The 15,322-nt window shown below is 64.0% G+C and carries 16 protein-coding genes; 9 read left to right on the top strand and 7 right to left on the bottom strand.

Going from position 1 to position 15,322, the window contains the following annotated elements; all coding sequences use genetic code 11:
- Positions 1-79 precede the first annotated feature (79 nt).
- Together DXY33_RS10935 and DXY33_RS10930 are read right to left on the bottom strand one after the other, a co-directional pair.
- A complete protein-coding gene (locus DXY33_RS10935) occupies positions 80-1,243 on the bottom strand; it encodes a GuaB3 family IMP dehydrogenase-related protein (RefSeq protein WP_115132904.1) in 1,164 nt (387 codons plus the stop codon).
- Between the two features lie 63 nt (positions 1,244-1,306).
- Entirely contained in the window at positions 1,307-1,849 is a 543-nt protein-coding gene (locus DXY33_RS10930) for a CAAD domain-containing protein (RefSeq protein WP_115132903.1), read from the bottom strand.
- 91 nt (positions 1,850-1,940) lie between these two features.
- Between DXY33_RS10930 and gyrA the strand changes: the two genes are divergently transcribed.
- Positions 1,941-4,565 carry a DNA gyrase subunit A gene (gene gyrA, locus DXY33_RS10925; protein ID WP_115132902.1) on the top strand — a complete coding sequence of 875 codons (2,625 nt, stop codon included), beginning with the start codon at positions 1,941-1,943 and terminating at the stop codon, positions 4,563-4,565.
- A gap of 2 nt (positions 4,566-4,567) precedes the next feature.
- On the top strand, positions 4,568-5,806 hold the full coding sequence (crtL, locus tag DXY33_RS10920; protein ID WP_115132901.1) for a lycopene beta cyclase: 1,239 nt from the start codon (positions 4,568-4,570) through the stop codon (positions 5,804-5,806).
- A gap of 81 nt (positions 5,807-5,887) precedes the next feature.
- Here the strand turns inward: crtL and DXY33_RS10915 are convergent, their stop codons facing one another.
- The gene (locus DXY33_RS10915; RefSeq protein ID WP_115132947.1) at positions 5,888-7,483 is read right to left on the bottom strand and encodes a glycoside hydrolase family 57 protein; all 1,596 of its coding nucleotides are present in this window, start codon (positions 7,481-7,483) and stop codon (positions 5,888-5,890) included.
- 108 nt (positions 7,484-7,591) lie between these two features.
- On the opposite strand from DXY33_RS10915, the gene DXY33_RS10910 reads away from it, so the two are divergent.
- The gene (locus DXY33_RS10910; protein ID WP_115081872.1) at positions 7,592-9,214 is read left to right on the top strand and encodes a 2-isopropylmalate synthase; all 1,623 of its coding nucleotides are present in this window, start codon (positions 7,592-7,594) and stop codon (positions 9,212-9,214) included.
- A gap of 10 nt (positions 9,215-9,224) precedes the next feature.
- Complete coding sequence (locus DXY33_RS10905; protein ID WP_115132900.1) at positions 9,225-10,049, top strand: carbohydrate ABC transporter permease; 825 nt, start codon at positions 9,225-9,227, stop codon at positions 10,047-10,049.
- Here DXY33_RS10905 and DXY33_RS10900 read toward each other — a convergent pair.
- The gene (locus DXY33_RS10900; RefSeq protein ID WP_115132899.1) at positions 9,966-10,280 is read right to left on the bottom strand and encodes a hypothetical protein; all 315 of its coding nucleotides are present in this window, start codon (positions 10,278-10,280) and stop codon (positions 9,966-9,968) included. The genes DXY33_RS10905 and DXY33_RS10900 overlap by 84 nt on opposite strands.
- Before the next feature lie 139 nt (positions 10,281-10,419).
- Here DXY33_RS10900 and DXY33_RS10895 point away from each other — a divergent pair, with 139 nt between their 5' ends.
- Positions 10,420-10,587, top strand: coding sequence for a hypothetical protein (locus DXY33_RS10895; protein ID WP_371634813.1), 168 nt, complete (start codon positions 10,420-10,422; stop codon positions 10,585-10,587).
- Positions 10,588-10,605: 18 nt separating this feature from the next.
- Here the strand turns inward: DXY33_RS10895 and DXY33_RS10890 are convergent, their stop codons facing one another.
- The gene (locus tag DXY33_RS10890; RefSeq protein WP_115132898.1) at positions 10,606-10,815 is read right to left on the bottom strand and encodes a hypothetical protein; all 210 of its coding nucleotides are present in this window, start codon (positions 10,813-10,815) and stop codon (positions 10,606-10,608) included.
- Between the two features lie 70 nt (positions 10,816-10,885).
- Positions 10,886-11,332 (bottom strand): hypothetical protein, encoded by a 447-nt coding sequence (locus tag DXY33_RS10885; RefSeq protein ID WP_115132897.1) that lies wholly within the window; start codon positions 11,330-11,332, stop codon positions 10,886-10,888.
- Positions 11,333-11,422: 90 nt separating this feature from the next.
- On the opposite strand from DXY33_RS10885, the gene DXY33_RS10880 reads away from it, so the two are divergent.
- From DXY33_RS10880 to DXY33_RS10865, 4 genes are all read left to right on the top strand, one after another.
- On the top strand, positions 11,423-11,671 hold the full coding sequence (locus tag DXY33_RS10880; RefSeq protein ID WP_115132896.1) for a hypothetical protein: 249 nt from the start codon (positions 11,423-11,425) through the stop codon (positions 11,669-11,671).
- Complete coding sequence (locus DXY33_RS10875) at positions 11,671-11,973, top strand: MTH1187 family thiamine-binding protein (RefSeq protein WP_115008649.1); 303 nt, start codon at positions 11,671-11,673, stop codon at positions 11,971-11,973. Before DXY33_RS10880 ends, DXY33_RS10875 begins: the two co-directional genes overlap by 1 nt.
- An 82-nt stretch (positions 11,974-12,055) precedes the next feature.
- Complete coding sequence (locus DXY33_RS10870) at positions 12,056-12,544, top strand: hypothetical protein (RefSeq protein WP_115132895.1); 489 nt, start codon at positions 12,056-12,058, stop codon at positions 12,542-12,544.
- Between the two features lie 8 nt (positions 12,545-12,552).
- On the top strand, positions 12,553-13,158 hold the full coding sequence (locus DXY33_RS10865) for an RluA family pseudouridine synthase (protein WP_244276034.1): 606 nt from the start codon (positions 12,553-12,555) through the stop codon (positions 13,156-13,158).
- Positions 13,159-13,187: 29 nt separating this feature from the next.
- On the opposite strand, the gene DXY33_RS10860 is transcribed toward DXY33_RS10865, so the two are convergent.
- A complete protein-coding gene (locus tag DXY33_RS10860; RefSeq protein ID WP_115132894.1) occupies positions 13,188-15,278 on the bottom strand; it encodes an HDIG domain-containing metalloprotein in 2,091 nt (696 codons plus the stop codon).
- Positions 15,279-15,322 lie beyond the last annotated feature (44 nt).

Raw genomic sequence — 15,322 nt, 5'->3', positions numbered from 1 at the left:
TGAAAGCCCGATCGCGCCGGGCCGGGGGGTGTGAGGGGTGTGTGGGCCGAAGCCCGCACAGCTCCAATTTAGCCCTGCCCTACTTGCCCATTCCGAGGTGCTGGGCCTTTTGGTAAACCTTGCCTTCCGTCAGCAGGGAGGGTGCCACGACCACCTCCACCTGCTGCATCTCCTTGATGGTTTGGGCGCCCAGGGTGCCCATCGATGTCTTCAGGCAGCCCAGCAGGTTGTGGGTGCCGTCGTCCAACTTGGCCGGGCCGCGCAGGATGCGCTCGATGCTGCCGGTGTTGCCCACATTGATGCGGGTGCCGCGGGGCAGCACCGGGCTAGGCGTGGCCATGCCCCAGTGGAAGCCACGGCCGGGAGCTTCATCGGCCCGGGCGATGGGTGAACCGATCATCACGGCGTCGGCGCCACAGGCGATGCACTTGCAGATGTCACCGCCGGTGACGATGCCACCGTCGGCAACGATCGGCACGTAGCGACCGCTTTCCTTTTCGTAGTCGGCCCGGGCGGCAGCACAGTCGGCCACTGCGGTGGCCTGGGGAATGCCCACGCCGAGAACGCCACGGGAGGTGCAGGCGGCACCGGGACCGATGCCCACCATCACGCCGGCGGCACCAGCCCGCATCAGCTGCAGGGCCACGTCGTAGGTGACGCAGTTACCGATCACTACGGGAACGCCCATGTCGCGGCACAGGGCTTCCAGATCAAGGGTCTCCTGGCCTGCAGGACCGGTGTGATCCGTCGAGACCACAGTGGCCTGCACGAAGAAGAGGTCGGCTCCGGCTTCGGCGATGGCCTTGCCGAAACGCATGGCTGCCACCGGAGTGCCACTGACGGCGGCAATGCCGCCCTGGGCCTTGATGTCCTGGATGCGTTTGCGGATCAGCGCCTCCTGAACCGGCTGGCTGTAGATCTCCTGCATCAGCGGGACGAACTCGTCCTTGCCGACGGCCGCGATGCGATCCAGCACCTGGTTGGGGTCTTCGTAGCGGGTCTGAACACCCTCAAGGTTCAACACGCCGAGGGCGCCCAGTTGGGACAGGCGAACGGCCATGCCCACGTCCACCACGCCGTCCATGGCGCTAGCGATGATCGGGATCTCGCGCTCGATGCCGCCCAGGGTCCAACGGGTATCGGTGACCTCGGGGTCCACCGTGCGACCCCCAGGCACCAGAGCGATTTCATCGATTCCGTAGGCCCGGCGAACGGTCTTGGAGCGTCCGAGCTGAATGTCCACCGCGCGACTTCAATAAAGTCAGATCAAGCTACCAATCGGGATGATCGGCTCAGCTTGATCGGGTCAGCTCGATCGGCCTGTCACGCGGGTCCAGGTGGAGCGGGCGCCCTTGATGAAGTTGTCCCGATCGCTGTTGCGGATCAGGTTACGCAGGGCGAAGTTCACCAGCCAGATCACGCCGGCCAGCTCCAGCAGGCCTGGCACCAGAGGGATGCTGTTGATGGTGCTGAGCACGCCGGAGTAAACCGTCGCCACCAGGCTGAACACGATCAGGCCGCCCACCACCCGCAGCGGCAGCTGGGCTTTGGTCCAGAGCTCAGCCAGATCGTTCTGCTCGAGCCAGTCCTTCACCTTGCCCACCAGCAGCTCCCATTCGCCGCCGTCTTCATCGGCGCTCTCCTGAGCAGGGATCGACACGGTGGAAGCAATCACCGGGTCTAGTGTTGGAGCGGGGGTTGGTGCCGGAGTGGGAGCCGGTGTTGGTGCTGGCGTGGGTGCCGGAGTCGGCTCAGGTTCCGGTGTTGCGGCGGGCGTGGGCTCCGGTGTGGGGGTGGGGTCGCTGCCTGGGGTTTCGGCTTCAGGGCGCGGCTCGTCGACAGGACCCATCACGTCAGTTGAAAGCGTTCGGCAGTTTATCCGGATTTTTCTGTTGCTTCCACTGTCCGAGATAGACTGACAAAGGACGTCTGAAGCACGTATGACGGATTCTGTGGGGCCTGGCGGCGGCGGTCCCGGCGATTCCGACGATCGGATCATTCAGACGGACCTGCGCAACGAGATGTCGCGCTCCTATTTGGAGTACGCGATGAGTGTGATCGTGGGTCGGGCCCTGCCCGATGCCCGCGACGGCCTCAAGCCGGTGCATCGCCGGATTCTCTACGCGATGTACGAGCTGGGCCTCACCAGCGACAGGCCTTACCGCAAGTGCGCCCGTGTGGTGGGCGAAGTGCTCGGCAAATATCACCCCCACGGCGATACCGCTGTGTACGACGCCCTGGTGCGCATGGCCCAGGACTTCTCCATGTCGATGCCCCTGATCGATGGGCACGGCAACTTCGGTTCGGTGGACAACGACCCACCGGCGGCCATGCGATACACCGAATCGCGGTTGCAGGCGCTCACCACCGACAGCCTCCTGGAGGACATCGAGGCCGAGACCGTTGATTTCGCCGACAACTTCGATGGCTCCCAGCAGGAGCCCACGGTGCTGCCGGCGCGGATTCCGCAGCTGTTGCTGAATGGTTCGGCGGGCATCGCCGTGGGGATGGCGACCAACATCCCGCCCCACAACCTCAATGAACTGATTGATGGCTTGCTCGCGTTGATCGCGAACCCGGAGATCACTGATCAGGAGTTGATCCAGCTGATCCCCGGCCCTGACTTCCCTACCGGCGGTCAGATCCTGGGCCGTGAAGGCATCCGTGAGACCTACCTGGGTGGCCGCGGCTCGGTGACGATGCGCGGCGTGGCCAACATCGAAACGATCGAGGCACCGGGGCGTCCCGATCGCGATGCGGTGATCATCACCGAGTTGCCGTACCAGACCAACAAAGCGGCGCTGATCGAGCGCATCGCTGAGTTGGTCAACGATAAGAAGCTTGAGGGCATCTCCGACATCCGCGACGAGAGCGACCGCGACGGCATGCGGATCGTTGTGGAGCTTCGCCGCGACGCCTACCCGCAGGTGGTGCTTAACAACCTGTTCAAGCTCACACCTCTGCAGAGTAACTTCAGTGCCTACATGCTGGCGCTGGTGAACGGGGAGCCGATCCTGCTCACCCTGCGCAAGATGCTCGAGGTGTTCCTCGACTTCCGGGTCGAGACGATCGAACGCCGCACCCGCTACTTGCTGCGCAAGGCCGAAGAGCGCGACCACATCCTGCTGGGCCTGCTGCTGGCCCTCGATCAGCTCGATCCGATCATTGGCTTGATCCGGGCTGCACCCGACACGGCCACGGCACGGCAACAGCTGCAGGATCGCCATGGCCTCTCCGACATCCAGGCCGACGCCATTCTGCAGATGCAGCTGCGTCGTCTCACCGCTCTTGAGGCCGACAAGATCCGGCTCGAGCATGAGGACCTCGTCACCAAGATCGCCGACTACAAGGACATCCTTGGCCGGCGTGAGCGGGTGTTCGGGATCATCCAGGACGAGCTCGGCCAGCTGCGGGAGCGCTACCCGACGCCGCGCCGCACCGAAATCCTCGACCTCGGCGGTGGCCTGTCTGACATCGACCTGATCGCCAACGAGCGGTCGGTGGTGCTGCTCACCGAGACCGGCTACCTCAAGCGGATGCCGGTGAGCGAATTCGAGGCCACCAGCCGCGGCACCCGCGGCAAGGCGGGCACGCGCAGCCAGGGTGAAGATGCGGTGAAGCTGTTCATCAGCTGCAACGACCACGACACCTTGGTGCTGTTCAGCGACCGTGGTGTGTCGTACGCCCTGCCCGCCTACCGCGTGCCCCAGTGCAGCCGTGCGGCCAAGGGAACACCGGTGGTGCAGCTGCTGCCGATCCCCCGGGAAGAAGCGATCACCACGTTGATTCCGGTGTCGGAATTCAGCGACGACACCGACCTGGTGATGCTCACCCGAGGCGGCTTCATCAAGCGCACCCGCCTCTCGGCCTTCAGCAACATCCGCTCCAATGGTCTGATCGCTATCAACCTGGAGGAAGGCGACGCCCTCACCTGGGTGCGCCTGGCTGTGCCCGGCGACAGTGTTTTGATCGGCTCCAAAGCCGGGATGACCATCCACTTCCGCCTCAGTGATGAGGAATTGCGGCCTTTGGGGCGTACAGCCCGCGGCGTGCGTTCGATGAACCTGCGCGATGGCGATGCCCTGGTGAGCATGGATGTGTTGCCAGTGGAACTCGCCGATCAGGTGGCCGCCAGCGCAGACGATGAAGACGATGCAGCCAGCGAGGGACCCTGGGTGCTCGTGGCGTCGGCTTCGGGTCTGGGCAAGCGGGTTCCGGTGACGCAATTCCGCCTGCAGAAGCGGGCCGGCATGGGCCTGCGCGCGATGAAGTTCCGCACCGACTCCGACGAGCTGGTGGGGCTGAGTGTGCTCGGTGCCGGTGAAGAGTTGCTGCTGGTGAGCGAGAAAGGGGTGATCGTGCGCACCAGCGCCGATGCCATCCCTCAGCAGTCCCGTGCTGCTACGGGGGTGCGTCTGCAGAAGCTCGACAAGGGCGACCGGCTTCTGAAGGTGGTGCTGGTACCGCCGGAAGCGGAGCAAGATTCCGCTGACGACACGTCGAACGACAGCGAATCGAGTGACACCGAAGCGGCTAACACTGAAAACAACGCTCAGGACAGCTGACCTTGGCTGAGCCGGTGGATGTGCTGGTGCTGGGGGGCGGTCCTGCTGCCCTCTGCATCGCCTCGGAACTGAACCAACGGGGTGTGGCTGTTGCCGGCATTGCCCCGGATCCGGTCGACGATCACTGGCCGAACACCTATGGCATCTGGGCCGATGAACTCAAAGCGGTGGGGCTTGAGCAGCTGCTGGAGCACCGCTGGAGCGACACCGTCAGTTATTTCGGCAAAGGCGGCTCAACGGCTCAAGATCAGAGCCATGGCCATGGGATTGACTACGGCCTGTTCGATCGGGCGGCTCTGCAGCGCCATTGGCTGAAGCGGGCCGATGGCGTGGTCTGGCATCAAGACACCGTTGAGCGGGTGGACGTGAATGGTTCCACCACCAGCGTGTGCTGCGCATCGGGAACCACCATGCAGGCGCGCTTGGTGATCGATGCCTCTGGGTCGCGCACGCCTCACATTCGCCGCCCGGATCAGGGGCCGGTGGCGGGCCAGGCGGCCTACGGCGTGGTGGGGCGTTTCTCCAAACCGCCGATTGAGCCGGGGCGGTTTGTGTTGATGGACTACCGCTGCGATCACCTCAGTGAGGAGCAGCGCAGCGAACCGCCCACGTTTCTGTACGCGATGGATCTGGGCGATGGGGTGTTCTTCGTGGAAGAAACCTCCCTCGCCTTGGCACCGGGCGTTCCCTATGACGTGCTCAAGCAACGGCTCCAACAGCGCCTGGATCGGCGCGGCGTGGAGATCACCGAGGTGATTCATGAGGAGTTCTGCCTCTTCCCGATGAACCTGCCGCTGCCGGAGCGCAACCAGCCGGTGCTGGCCTTTGGGGGTGCGGCGAGCATGGTGCATCCGGCCTCGGGCTACATGGTGGGATCGCTGCTTAGGCGCGGTCCGGATCTGGCTCAGGCCATCTCCCAAGCCCTCGCTAACCCAAGCCTTGGTTCAGCAGCCCTGGCGCAACGGGGTTGGCAAGCGCTATGGCCGATCGAACTGGTGCTGCGCTATCAGCTCTATCAATTCGGTTTGGGTCGGTTGATGGGGTTTAACGAGGCGTTGTTGCGCACCCACTTCGCCACCTTCTTCTCCTTGCCGCGGGAGGAGTGGTTTGGCTTCCTCACCAACACCTTGCCCCTGCCGCGCTTGATGGGGGTGATGCTGCGTTTGTTCGCCCTTTCGCCTTGGGAATTGCGGCGGGGATTGGTGCTCGGGGCGGCGAAGGATCAGGCGCCGCGTTTTTGAGATCTTTTCGGGAAAGACCCGATCCCTCAACTGAGGGAGTGGTGAACATCCACGCCTCCCTCATTTGAGGGAGGCGTTTATCTATGCGCTCGGCGCAGAAGGCTGAGCCGTGGGCTGGACCGGAGCCCAGTCCAACGGCTGAATCAGCGGGAACAGGCGGTCGTCCGTCTGTACCTCTTCAAGCCAGCCCTCCGGCAATTCGCTGGTTCCGTCGATCGCCTGCATCAGTTGCCAGAAGCGGCCCAGGTGGCGTTGCACCCGTTCTTTGGCCAGTTCGGTGGTGGTGCCGGCCCGGAGGATGAAGCTCCAATCCGACGACTGCGCCAGCAACAGCTCTCGTGCTGCCTGCTGCAGCCACTGCATCGCCTGCTCGCTGCCCACGCCGCGGCTGCAGCGCAGCACCATTGCGGCGCTGGCCTTTTCCCACTCAGGAATGATCCAGGCGTTGCTGTCGTTCAGCCAGTAGTCGTGATAGCCCCCTTGCCCCCAGCTGGAGGGGCAGGGATCGCAGAGCTGAAGCTGGCCAACGCTGTTCAGCACATCGCGCAGGCGGATGAAGCTCACCCCTTCCTGAGGTGCCTGTTGGAACAGCTGGCTGAGAAAAGCCGGCCCTTCAAACCACCAGTGGCCAAACAGTTCGGCATCGAAGGGGGCCACCAGCAGGGGGGGCACGTCCATGGCAGCGCCGAGCTGATCCAACTGCCGCCGGCGGCCCTGCAGGTAATCGGCGGCATGCTCTTTCACCCGTTCCGCCGCCACCCCCGGTTCGTAGGGGCGTTTGCGGTCCAACGGAGCGCTGTGGTCGGTGACCCGATGCAGCTTCAGGCCGAGCGGTCGCGGCTGGTCGAGCCCCAAGGGCTTGAGCTCTTCGATCGGCAGGTCCCAACCCAGATCCCGGTGGAACTCCCGGTAGTGGGGATCGCCGGGGTAGCCGTCCTTGGCCGACCAAACCGGCAGCGTGGCGTCACTGTCACGCCCGAAGAAGGCCACCCCATTGCGGCTGCAGATCGGGGCGTACACCCCGTAGCGGGGCCTGGGCCGGCCGTGCAGCAACCCATGGCCGTCCAGCACGGCGTAGCGCAGCCCCGCATCGCGCATCCAGCGATCCAGCCCCTCGTAATAGGCGCATTCCGGCAACCAGATCCCCAAGGGGCGTTCGCCCACGAGGCGTTGGTGTTCCCGCACCGCCGTGCGCAGTTGCCCGCGCACCGCTTCCGGGTGATGGCGCAGCAGGGGCAAATAGCCGTGGGTGGCGCCGCAGGTGAGCAGGTCCACCACCCCCTGGCGTTGCAGGGCGGCGAAGCGTTGGATCAGATCGCCGTCGCAGCTCTGCCAGGCCCGCTGATGCCGCTCGATCGTGGCCGCCAGGTGCTCGGCGCCTGCGCGCAGGGATGGGTCGGCCTTCGGCAGCAGATCCAGCCGTTCGTTCAGCCACTGGGGAAAGCGCTGCTTGAGGTCTTGATCGCTGAGCAGCGACAGCAGCGTCGGCGATAAGCCGATGGTGAGCTTGGGCTGCTGGTTGGGGTCGGCGCTGGCCAGCTCCAGCGTTTCCAGCAGCGGCAGATAACACTCGATCAGGGCCTGGAAAAACCAGTCCTCCTCCAAGGAGCCAGGTTGTGCCGACCGCACGTAGGGCAGATGGGCATGCAACACCAGGGCGACAGCGCCTTTGGTCACGAACAAGCCCAAACGGTGGCTGAATTTAATCCGATTCCCCTCGGGGGCTGAACTAAGATGGGTTAACTCATAGTCATTCCGACTAAGACCTCCGCTGGAGCCCCTTCCATGGCCAAGGACCCCGGTCGCGTCCTGATTTTTGACACCACCCTTCGGGATGGTGAGCAGTCGCCCGGGGCGAGCCTCAACCTGGAGGAAAAGCTGGCCATTGCCCAGCAGCTGGCGCGGCTCGGTGTGGATGTGATCGAGGCGGGGTTCCCCTTCGCCAGCCCCGGGGATTTCGCTGCCGTGCAGCGGATTGCCCAGCAGGTGGGTGGCGACAACGGCCCGATCATCTGTGGCCTGGCCCGTGCTTCAAGGGCCGACATCAAGGCCTGCGCCGATGCCGTGGCCCCAGCCCCGCGTCGCCGCATTCACACCTTTATCGCCACCAGCGACATCCACCTCGAGCACAAGCTGCGCAAGAGCCGTGCCGATGTGCTCGGCATCGTCCCCGAGATGGTGAGTTACGCCCGCTCTCTTGTGGAGGATGTTGAGTTCTCCTGTGAAGACGCCGGCCGCAGCGATCCGGAGTTCCTTTACGAGGTGATTGAGGCGGCGATTGCCGCGGGTGCCACCACGATCAACATTCCCGACACCGTCGGCTACACCACCCCCTCGGAGTTCGGTGCGCTGATCGCTGGCATCAATCAGCACGTGCCCAACATCGGCGATGCCGTGATCTCGGTGCACGGCCACAACGATCTCGGTCTGGCCGTGGCCAATTTCCTCGAGGCCGTCAAGAACGGCGCCCGTCAGCTCGAATGCACGATCAACGGCATCGGCGAACGGGCCGGCAATGCCTCCCTCGAGGAGTTGGTGATGGCGCTGCATGTGCGGCGGCGCTACTACAACCCCTTCTTTGGCCGGGAGGAGGACAGCCCCACGCCACTCACGGCTGTGCGCACCGAAGAGATCACCAAGACCTCACGGCTGGTCTCCAATCTCACCGGCATGGTGGTGCAGCCCAACAAGGCCATCGTTGGTGCCAATGCCTTCGCCCATGAATCCGGCATCCACCAGGACGGCGTTCTCAAGAATCGGCTCACCTACGAAATCATCGACGCCCAGACGGTGGGCTTGTCTGACAACCGCATCTCCCTTGGCAAGCTGAGCGGCCGCAGTGCCGTTCGCGCTCGCCTGGAGGAGCTGGGCTACGACCTCACCCGTGAGGACCTCGATGAGGCTTTTGCCCGCTTCAAGGAACTCGCTGATCGCAAGCGCGAGATCACCGACCGTGATCTGGAGGCGATCGTCAGCGAACAGGTGCAGCAGCCGGAAGCCCGTTTCCAGCTCAAGCTGGTGCAGGTCAGCTGCGGCAGCAGCCTGCGCCCCACCGCCACCGTCACCCTTTCGGATGAAGAGGGCAGTGAAACCACGGGCTCGGCGGTGGGCACCGGTCCGGTGGATGCCGTCTGCCGTGCCCTGAATGATCTGGCGGGTGTGCCCAATGAATTGATTGAGTTCTCGGTGAAGTCGGTCACCGAGGGCATCGATGCCATGGGCGATGTGACCATTCGCCTGCGCCGCAATGGTGCGCTCTATTCCGGTCACGCTGCAGACACCGATGTGGTGGTGGCGGCTGCGATGGCCTTCGTGAACGCCCTCAATCGCCTGGTGGCCGGTGAGGAGCGCCAGTCATTGCATCCGCAGAAGGATCCTGTTGTTCTGGAGACCCGACCGACGCTCTAGAGCCGACGCCATGCGCACCTCCACCGCCCGGGTTGTTCAGCTGGTGCTGCTGATTCTTCTGGCGCTGCTGGTGCTTACGCCCTTGCTCTGGTTGGTGAGCACCTCGCTCAAGGGCCCGGCGGAAGACATCTTCAGCAGTCCACCGGCGTTGCTGCCCGCCCAGCCGAGCCTCGATGCCTACGTGCGGCTGTTCCAGGACAATCCCCTCACCACATATTTGTTCAACAGCACCGTGGTGAGTGGCCTGGCGGTGCTGGCCAACCTGCTGTTCTGCTCCCTGGCTGCCTATCCCCTGGCCCGGCTGCGCTTCGCCGGCCGGGGCCTGGTGCTGGGGTTGGTGGTGGCCACGATCCTGATCCCGTTCCAGGTGGTGATGATTCCGCTGTATCTGCTGATGGTGCAGCTGGGGCTGCGCAACACCCTGCTGGCCCTGGTGATTCCCCAGGCGGCCACCGCTTTTGGGCTTTATCTGCTGCGCCAGAGCTTTCTGGGTGTACCCAAGGAGCTTGAGGAGGCGGCACGCATCGATGGCTGCAGCCGGCTGGGGGAATGGTGGAACGTGATGATTCCTGCCGCCAAAGCCGATCTCATCACCCTGGCGATGTTCGTGTTTATCGGCACCTGGAGTGATTTCCTATGGCCGCTGGTGATCCTCGACGACCCGTCCCTCTACACCTTGCCTCTGGGGTTGCAGCAGCTCTCCAGCAGCTTTTCGCTGGATTGGCGGATCGTTGCCGCCGGCTCGGTGGTGTCAATCCTGCCGGTGTTGGTCTTGTTCGTTCTCTTGCAGCGCTTCATCCTGCCCAATGCCAGCGGGGATGCGGTGAAGGGGTGAAGCGACCGAGGTGCGCATGGCCGAGAAGGCGTCCATGCGTTCCTGCATCACACCCATCTGTTGGCTGAGCAGCTCACTGTGGGCGCTGTTCGGTGTGCGCTCCTCCAGCTGATCGATCCGCTCTTGCAGCGCATGGATGCGTTGGTTGTGCTGCCGCAAACCCTGCAGCAGGGTCACCACCAGCACACTCACCAGCGCCAGGCTGCCGCAGCTGATCAGTTTCAACAGCATGCAACCTCCCCACTTGGGTCGATGCTGACTTGAACGGGAGCACGCAACAAGTGGTGCAGGGATGTCTCTCGAGGATCTGGATCGGTTTCTCAAGCTTCGCGACATCGACCCTGATCTGGCCCAGGCCCTCTAGCAGCCCATGGATCTTGATCGGTTTCTCGGGCTCGCTGCCGAGCACGGCTTTGCCCTGAGTGAGGCGGATGTGTTCGCTGCACAGCAGCGCGAACACCACGCGCGAACGGCAGCTGAGCTTCAGCAGGATCAAGCCGCCGAATCACGCCGCCTGCGCAATTTCATCCACGGCTGATCACCACCACTCTTCAGTTCAAAGATCCAGCTTCACCAAGTCTGGTGCTTCTCCGAACACCTCGCGGATCCAAAGGGCGTGTTTCACAGCGCCATCGTGGCTGTGAAAAATCCATGCCCTGTCGAGGGAGGCTTGGCTCTCGATGCGTTGGTCCACGGCATTGATGCCGAGGTAGCCGCCCTCCGAGCAGGACCGCAGCACATAGCGTTCGGCGTACTTGCTGAGCATCGGCAGAGCGGGCTATTTCTTCTCGCTAGCGATGCGGTTGCGCGGCTTTCGTCGTTCTGCGGAATTGCTTCTACTTTTCTTCCTTGAGGGTTAAGAGGGTTTGTTGTTGCCAGCCCAACCCCATCGGTGCAGCAAAGCGGCTTTGATGCCCGCCCTCCCGGAACCAGGAGGTGCTGAGTGCCTCGATCTCCAGTTCGTCCGGGTTGAGCGACCAGGTGTCCTGCAGGTAGCGGCGCAGCTGCTCCGGCTCGGGCGGATGGGGTTGTTGCCAGTGAACCACGGCCAACTGCCCCGGCCGTGAGCTGAGAATCGCCAGGCGGTGATTCGGATCACCATCGTTGGCGGGCTGAATCGATTCCTCCATCCGCTCATCGCAGACGTAGAGCCTCAGCGGAGCACTGCCATCGGCCTGGGGAAGTGGATATTTGTTGAGATACAGGGCCCGTGCTTTTTGAAACGCTGCCCCCGGAGCCTTCACCATCAAGGCGTTGTAGGCCTGCTGCAGCTGTTCACTCATGCCCTTTGAGTCCCGTTGCTGGCTCCAGTGTGGGAATGCCGCTGGGTCGGGACCATGGGAAGATGGTGACACTTCCGGGATTGGACTGCGATGGCCAAGCATCGCTCCCGCTACCGGTTGGTTGGCCTCGACGGTCAGCCACATCCGGTGCTCGACGCCCCTTACGACACGTTGGAACTGGCCCTCGCTGATGCCAGCGATTGGTGCACGGGACAAGGGTCCCGCTGTTCCATGGGTCAGCAGGGCATTGCGGTTGAAGTGCGAACCGACAGCGGCAGTTGGCGCACTATCGACTACCCCGTCAGTTGCTTGAGCCGATCCAGTTCGATGGCGGGCTGATGTGGGTCAGCGTTGACCTCTGCGTGGTGCCGATCGGTGTGGGCGTCAGTCTTTCGCCCTACATCGCCGCCTGTGAGCGGGTGATCGCCGCCACGGGCCTGACCCACCAGCTGGGTCCCAATGGCACAGCGATCGAAGGCCCATGGGACGAGGTGATGGACTGTGTGCGCGCGTGTCATGCCGAGTTGCACGGCATGGGAGCCCCGCGTCTTTACACAACGCTCAAGCTCAACACCCGCACCGATCGGCAGCAGTCGTTTGCTGAGAAGGTCACTTCCGTGGAGCAGCTGCTTGACGACTGAAAATCTGTAGAACTTCGGTGGGAATCAAGCCGGATTGAGCCGATCTTGAGACCAATGAGATTGTTCTGTGGTCCCTGGCTTGATGGGTCGCCGTTTCAGGGCTGCGCTGTTGGTTCTGCTGGTGTTGCAGCTCACGGGCAGTGCTGTTCAAGCCTCAACCTGGGATCGCATCGCCAGTTACCTGCGGCTGCTGCAGCGGGCGGGCGTGAAGGCCCTGGTGGCGCCCGACTGCCCTTTGGGCTTGCTAGGGGCCTTCCATGAGGGCAAGCAGGCCCTGTTGATGTGCGGCAACAACCTGCCTGACGATCCCGCCGTGGTTTGGGTGGTGCTGGCCCATGAATCAGCCCATGTGATGCAGTCGTGCCATGGCGGCAACCTGATGCCGGCGGCCTTGCTCAGCCGTGAGGTGGAGCTGGCCCGCCAGCAGGAGCCCAATCCTTTTCATGAGTTGCAGCTGTACCACTCCAGCCAGCATCACGTTGAGGCGGAAGCCCGGCTGATTCAGGCCCAGCCCGCGGAGCAGGTGGTGGCCTTGTTTGAAAAACACTGCGCCCAGCGGCTCTCCCCTTGAAGCTGCTGATGCGGGACCCGTGGCTGATGGCGGTCGACAAGCCCGCCGGCCTGCTGAGCCAACCGGGCCTGGGGCCCGAGCAAAGCGATTCCGTGATCACCCGCCTGCAGCAGCAGGACCAAAGCCTGCGCCTGGTTCACCGCCTGGACCGCGACACCTCCGGGGTGCTGCTCTTGGCCCGAAGCGCTGACGCCCTGCGCCGCCTCAGTGCCCTGTTTGCTGAACGGCGGATCAACAAGCTGTATCAGGCGGATGTGGAGGGGGAACTCCACGGCCGCGGTTGCATCGCCAGCCCGTTGGCGCGCCTGTCGCGCCAACCGCCGCGCTACGGCAGCCACCCGGAGGGACGTCTGGCGCTGACGATCTGGAGAGCCCGCGCCGCTGGTGCCCGCAGCACGCGGCTCTGGCTGCGTCCGCTCACGGGGCGCTCCCATCAGCTGCGGGCCCATCTGGCCGAACGGGGTCACCCCATCGTGGGCGATCCCATCTATGGGGATGCCGGCCGGTCCTGCCGCTTGCATCTGCATGCCCAGGCCCTGAGCTTTCGCCATCCCTTCACCCAGGTGCGCGTCCGTTTGATCGCGCAGGAGGTTCGCTTTGTCACTGAGTGCTGAACTCGTGAGTGCTGAACTAGACGCTGCGATCAGCGTCGGGCGGGGATTGGATAGGGGATGCGGCGGTGGCGCATCCGCCGCCATACCTGCACGAAGGCACGAATCACCAGTTCCACTTCGCTGCGGTTGAGGCTGCTTTTGCGCAGTTGTCCATCCCGCTGCCGCGCTTCCACAATCCGCCGCACCGTGTCCACCGCCTGGGCATCGGAGGTGTCGGGGGGAAGTGATCGAAGCGCCGCTTCACAGCCGTCGGCCAGCATCAGGATCGCCGTTTCTTTGGAGCGGGGTACCGGGCCCCGGTAACGGAAGCGGCGCTCCTCAACGGTTCCGCCGCGCTCCTGGGCCTTGTGCAGGAAGTAGCCCATTTTCAAGGTGCCCTGGTGCTCAGGGATGAAATCGGCGATGGGCCGGGGCAGGCGGTGGCGCCGCGCCAGCTTCAGGCCCTCATCCACATGGGCTTGAAGCACCGCCGCACTCGCCTGGGGGTCATCCAGCGCGTCGTGGGGATTGGGGCCATCCTTCTGGTTCTCGATGAACCAGTCCGGTGCATGCAGCTTGCCCACGTCGTGATACAGCGAGCCGGTCCGGATCAGATCCACATCCGCACCAATCGCCCGCGCCCCTTCCTCCGCCAGGCCGCAGATCATCAGGGTGTGTTCGAAAGTTCCCGGGGCTTCGCAGGAGAGGCGGCGCAGCAGGGGGCGCTCCTGGTCGGCCAGTTCCAGCAGCCGCGCCCGGGTTAGCAGGCCAAAGGAGCCCTCGAGCATCGGGATCAGCAGCAGGCTGAACATCAGCAGCACACCGAGCAAAAAGGAATCGGTGGCCAGTTCATCCAGGCTTGGATTCAGATTTCCCCAGAGCCGCAGGCTGGTGATCGGTTGCAGCTGCAGCAGCAGCCACTGCCCCACAAAGGCGCCGATCGGCAGCAGCACCGTGAGTTGAAGCAACTGGCCGCGGCTGCGCTGACGACCTGCGATCAAGGCCCCAGCGGCGGCCACCGTTGCCGCCACAATCAGGCGACCGTCTCCCAACCCCTGGACGGGTTCTGGCCAGAGCAGAGCGGCCACCCCCATCCAGACCAAGCCGCAGCCGGTGCCGAGGCCTTCCGCCAGCACAAGGGTGGGCGCCACCAGCACCGCCAGGGGGCTCACGGAGCTTTTGAACCAGAGCTTGGCTCCCTGCACCAGTAGCAGCAGGCCCACCGCCAGCAGCGCGTGGCGCACCTCCAGGCCAGGTCGCTCACGCCGCATCACCAGCAGCATCACGGCGCAGGCTGCAGCGGCTTCAACGAACCGTTGGAACCAGATCAACGGTTGGGGTTCGCGGCGCACGCGGCCGAAATAATCCAGCACGTCGTAGGCCTGGGGACTGATCAGCTCGCCCTTTCGGGTGATCAGATCCCCCTTGCGCACCTCGATGGTGGGGATGGCCTGTTTGGTCAGCTGTTCCTCGATCAGCTGCTTGCTCAGGTTCGGGTCTGTGCGCAGGTTGGTGCTGCCGCGCATGGCGCTGGTGAGAACCTTGCCGGCCAGGGTGCGCGCCGCCTCTGGCTGCATGGCAACCGCCTTGAGTTGCTGGTCGGCGGCCTTGCGCAATTGCTCAATGGCCAGGTTGCTCACAAGCCCTTGGCTGAGCATGCGATCAGCGGTGCTGCGCACCGCTTTATCCCAGGCCAGATGCTCCCATTCGCTGCGTCGTTCCAGCCACCTCTTCTCTTGATCAGACAGGTTCACCGGCCCGATTCGGTCTCCAGATCCTGTGTTGGTGACCTCCTGCAGTTGCACCAGTTGCTGCTCGAGCCGTTGTTTGAGTGCTTGGGTCTGCTCCTGATCGATTACCTGCACCACCGATCGCGCCACCAGCGATGCCCGCTGCTGCTCGAGGGCGGTGCTGTCCTGCACCAAAGCATCCTTTGGAGCGATGGCTTCAAACGGGGCCAGCGATCCGGGTTGAAGTTTTGGCTTGATCAGCCAGGGCAGGCTCGAGGCTGCGGCCACGCAAAGGCACAGCAGCAGCACAACAAAGGTTTGCAGTCGCGTCCAGCGCAGCAGGCGTCGCCCTGGGCCTTCGAGCCGCACCCAGTTCCGCCAAAGGCTGCTCAGCCGTGGAACACGAACCAAAAAGGACCCTGTAGCGAATTAACGCTAGCTCTCCTCAGAGGGCA

Origin of the sequence: Synechococcus sp. N26 (genome assembly GCF_900473975.1) — a bacterium.
Taxonomy (GTDB): Bacteria; Cyanobacteriota; Cyanobacteriia; order PCC-6307; family Cyanobiaceae; genus Parasynechococcus.
The sequence above is the reverse complement of the archived record's forward strand: the minus strand, read 5'-3'. Positions and strand labels throughout refer to the sequence as shown.

Excerpts from the sequence above, each read along its gene's own strand:
- DXY33_RS10880 (WP_115132896.1), top strand. The coding sequence starts at position 11,423 with ATGGCCAAGCATCGCTCCCGCTACCGGTTGGTTGGCCTCGACGGTCAG.
- DXY33_RS10890 (WP_115132898.1), bottom strand. The coding sequence starts at position 10,815 with ATGCTCAGCAAGTACGCCGAACGCTATGTGCTGCGGTCCTGCTCGGAG.
- DXY33_RS10905 (WP_115132900.1), top strand. The coding sequence starts at position 9,225 with ATGCGCACCTCCACCGCCCGGGTTGTTCAGCTGGTGCTGCTGATTCTT.
- DXY33_RS10900 (WP_115132899.1), bottom strand. The coding sequence starts at position 10,280 with ATGCTGTTGAAACTGATCAGCTGCGGCAGCCTGGCGCTGGTGAGTGTG.
- DXY33_RS10895 (WP_371634813.1), top strand. The coding sequence starts at position 10,420 with ATGGATCTTGATCGGTTTCTCGGGCTCGCTGCCGAGCACGGCTTTGCC.
- gyrA (WP_115132902.1), top strand. The coding sequence starts at position 1,941 with ATGACGGATTCTGTGGGGCCTGGCGGCGGCGGTCCCGGCGATTCCGAC.
- DXY33_RS10875 (WP_115008649.1), top strand. The coding sequence starts at position 11,671 with ATGTGGGTCAGCGTTGACCTCTGCGTGGTGCCGATCGGTGTGGGCGTC.
- DXY33_RS10930 (WP_115132903.1), bottom strand. The coding sequence starts at position 1,849 with ATGGGTCCTGTCGACGAGCCGCGCCCTGAAGCCGAAACCCCAGGCAGC.
- DXY33_RS10885 (WP_115132897.1), bottom strand. The coding sequence starts at position 11,332 with ATGAGTGAACAGCTGCAGCAGGCCTACAACGCCTTGATGGTGAAGGCT.
- DXY33_RS10910 (WP_115081872.1), top strand. The coding sequence starts at position 7,592 with ATGGCCAAGGACCCCGGTCGCGTCCTGATTTTTGACACCACCCTTCGG.
- DXY33_RS10865 (WP_244276034.1), top strand. The coding sequence starts at position 12,553 with ATGCGGGACCCGTGGCTGATGGCGGTCGACAAGCCCGCCGGCCTGCTG.
- DXY33_RS10870 (WP_115132895.1), top strand. The coding sequence starts at position 12,056 with ATGGGTCGCCGTTTCAGGGCTGCGCTGTTGGTTCTGCTGGTGTTGCAG.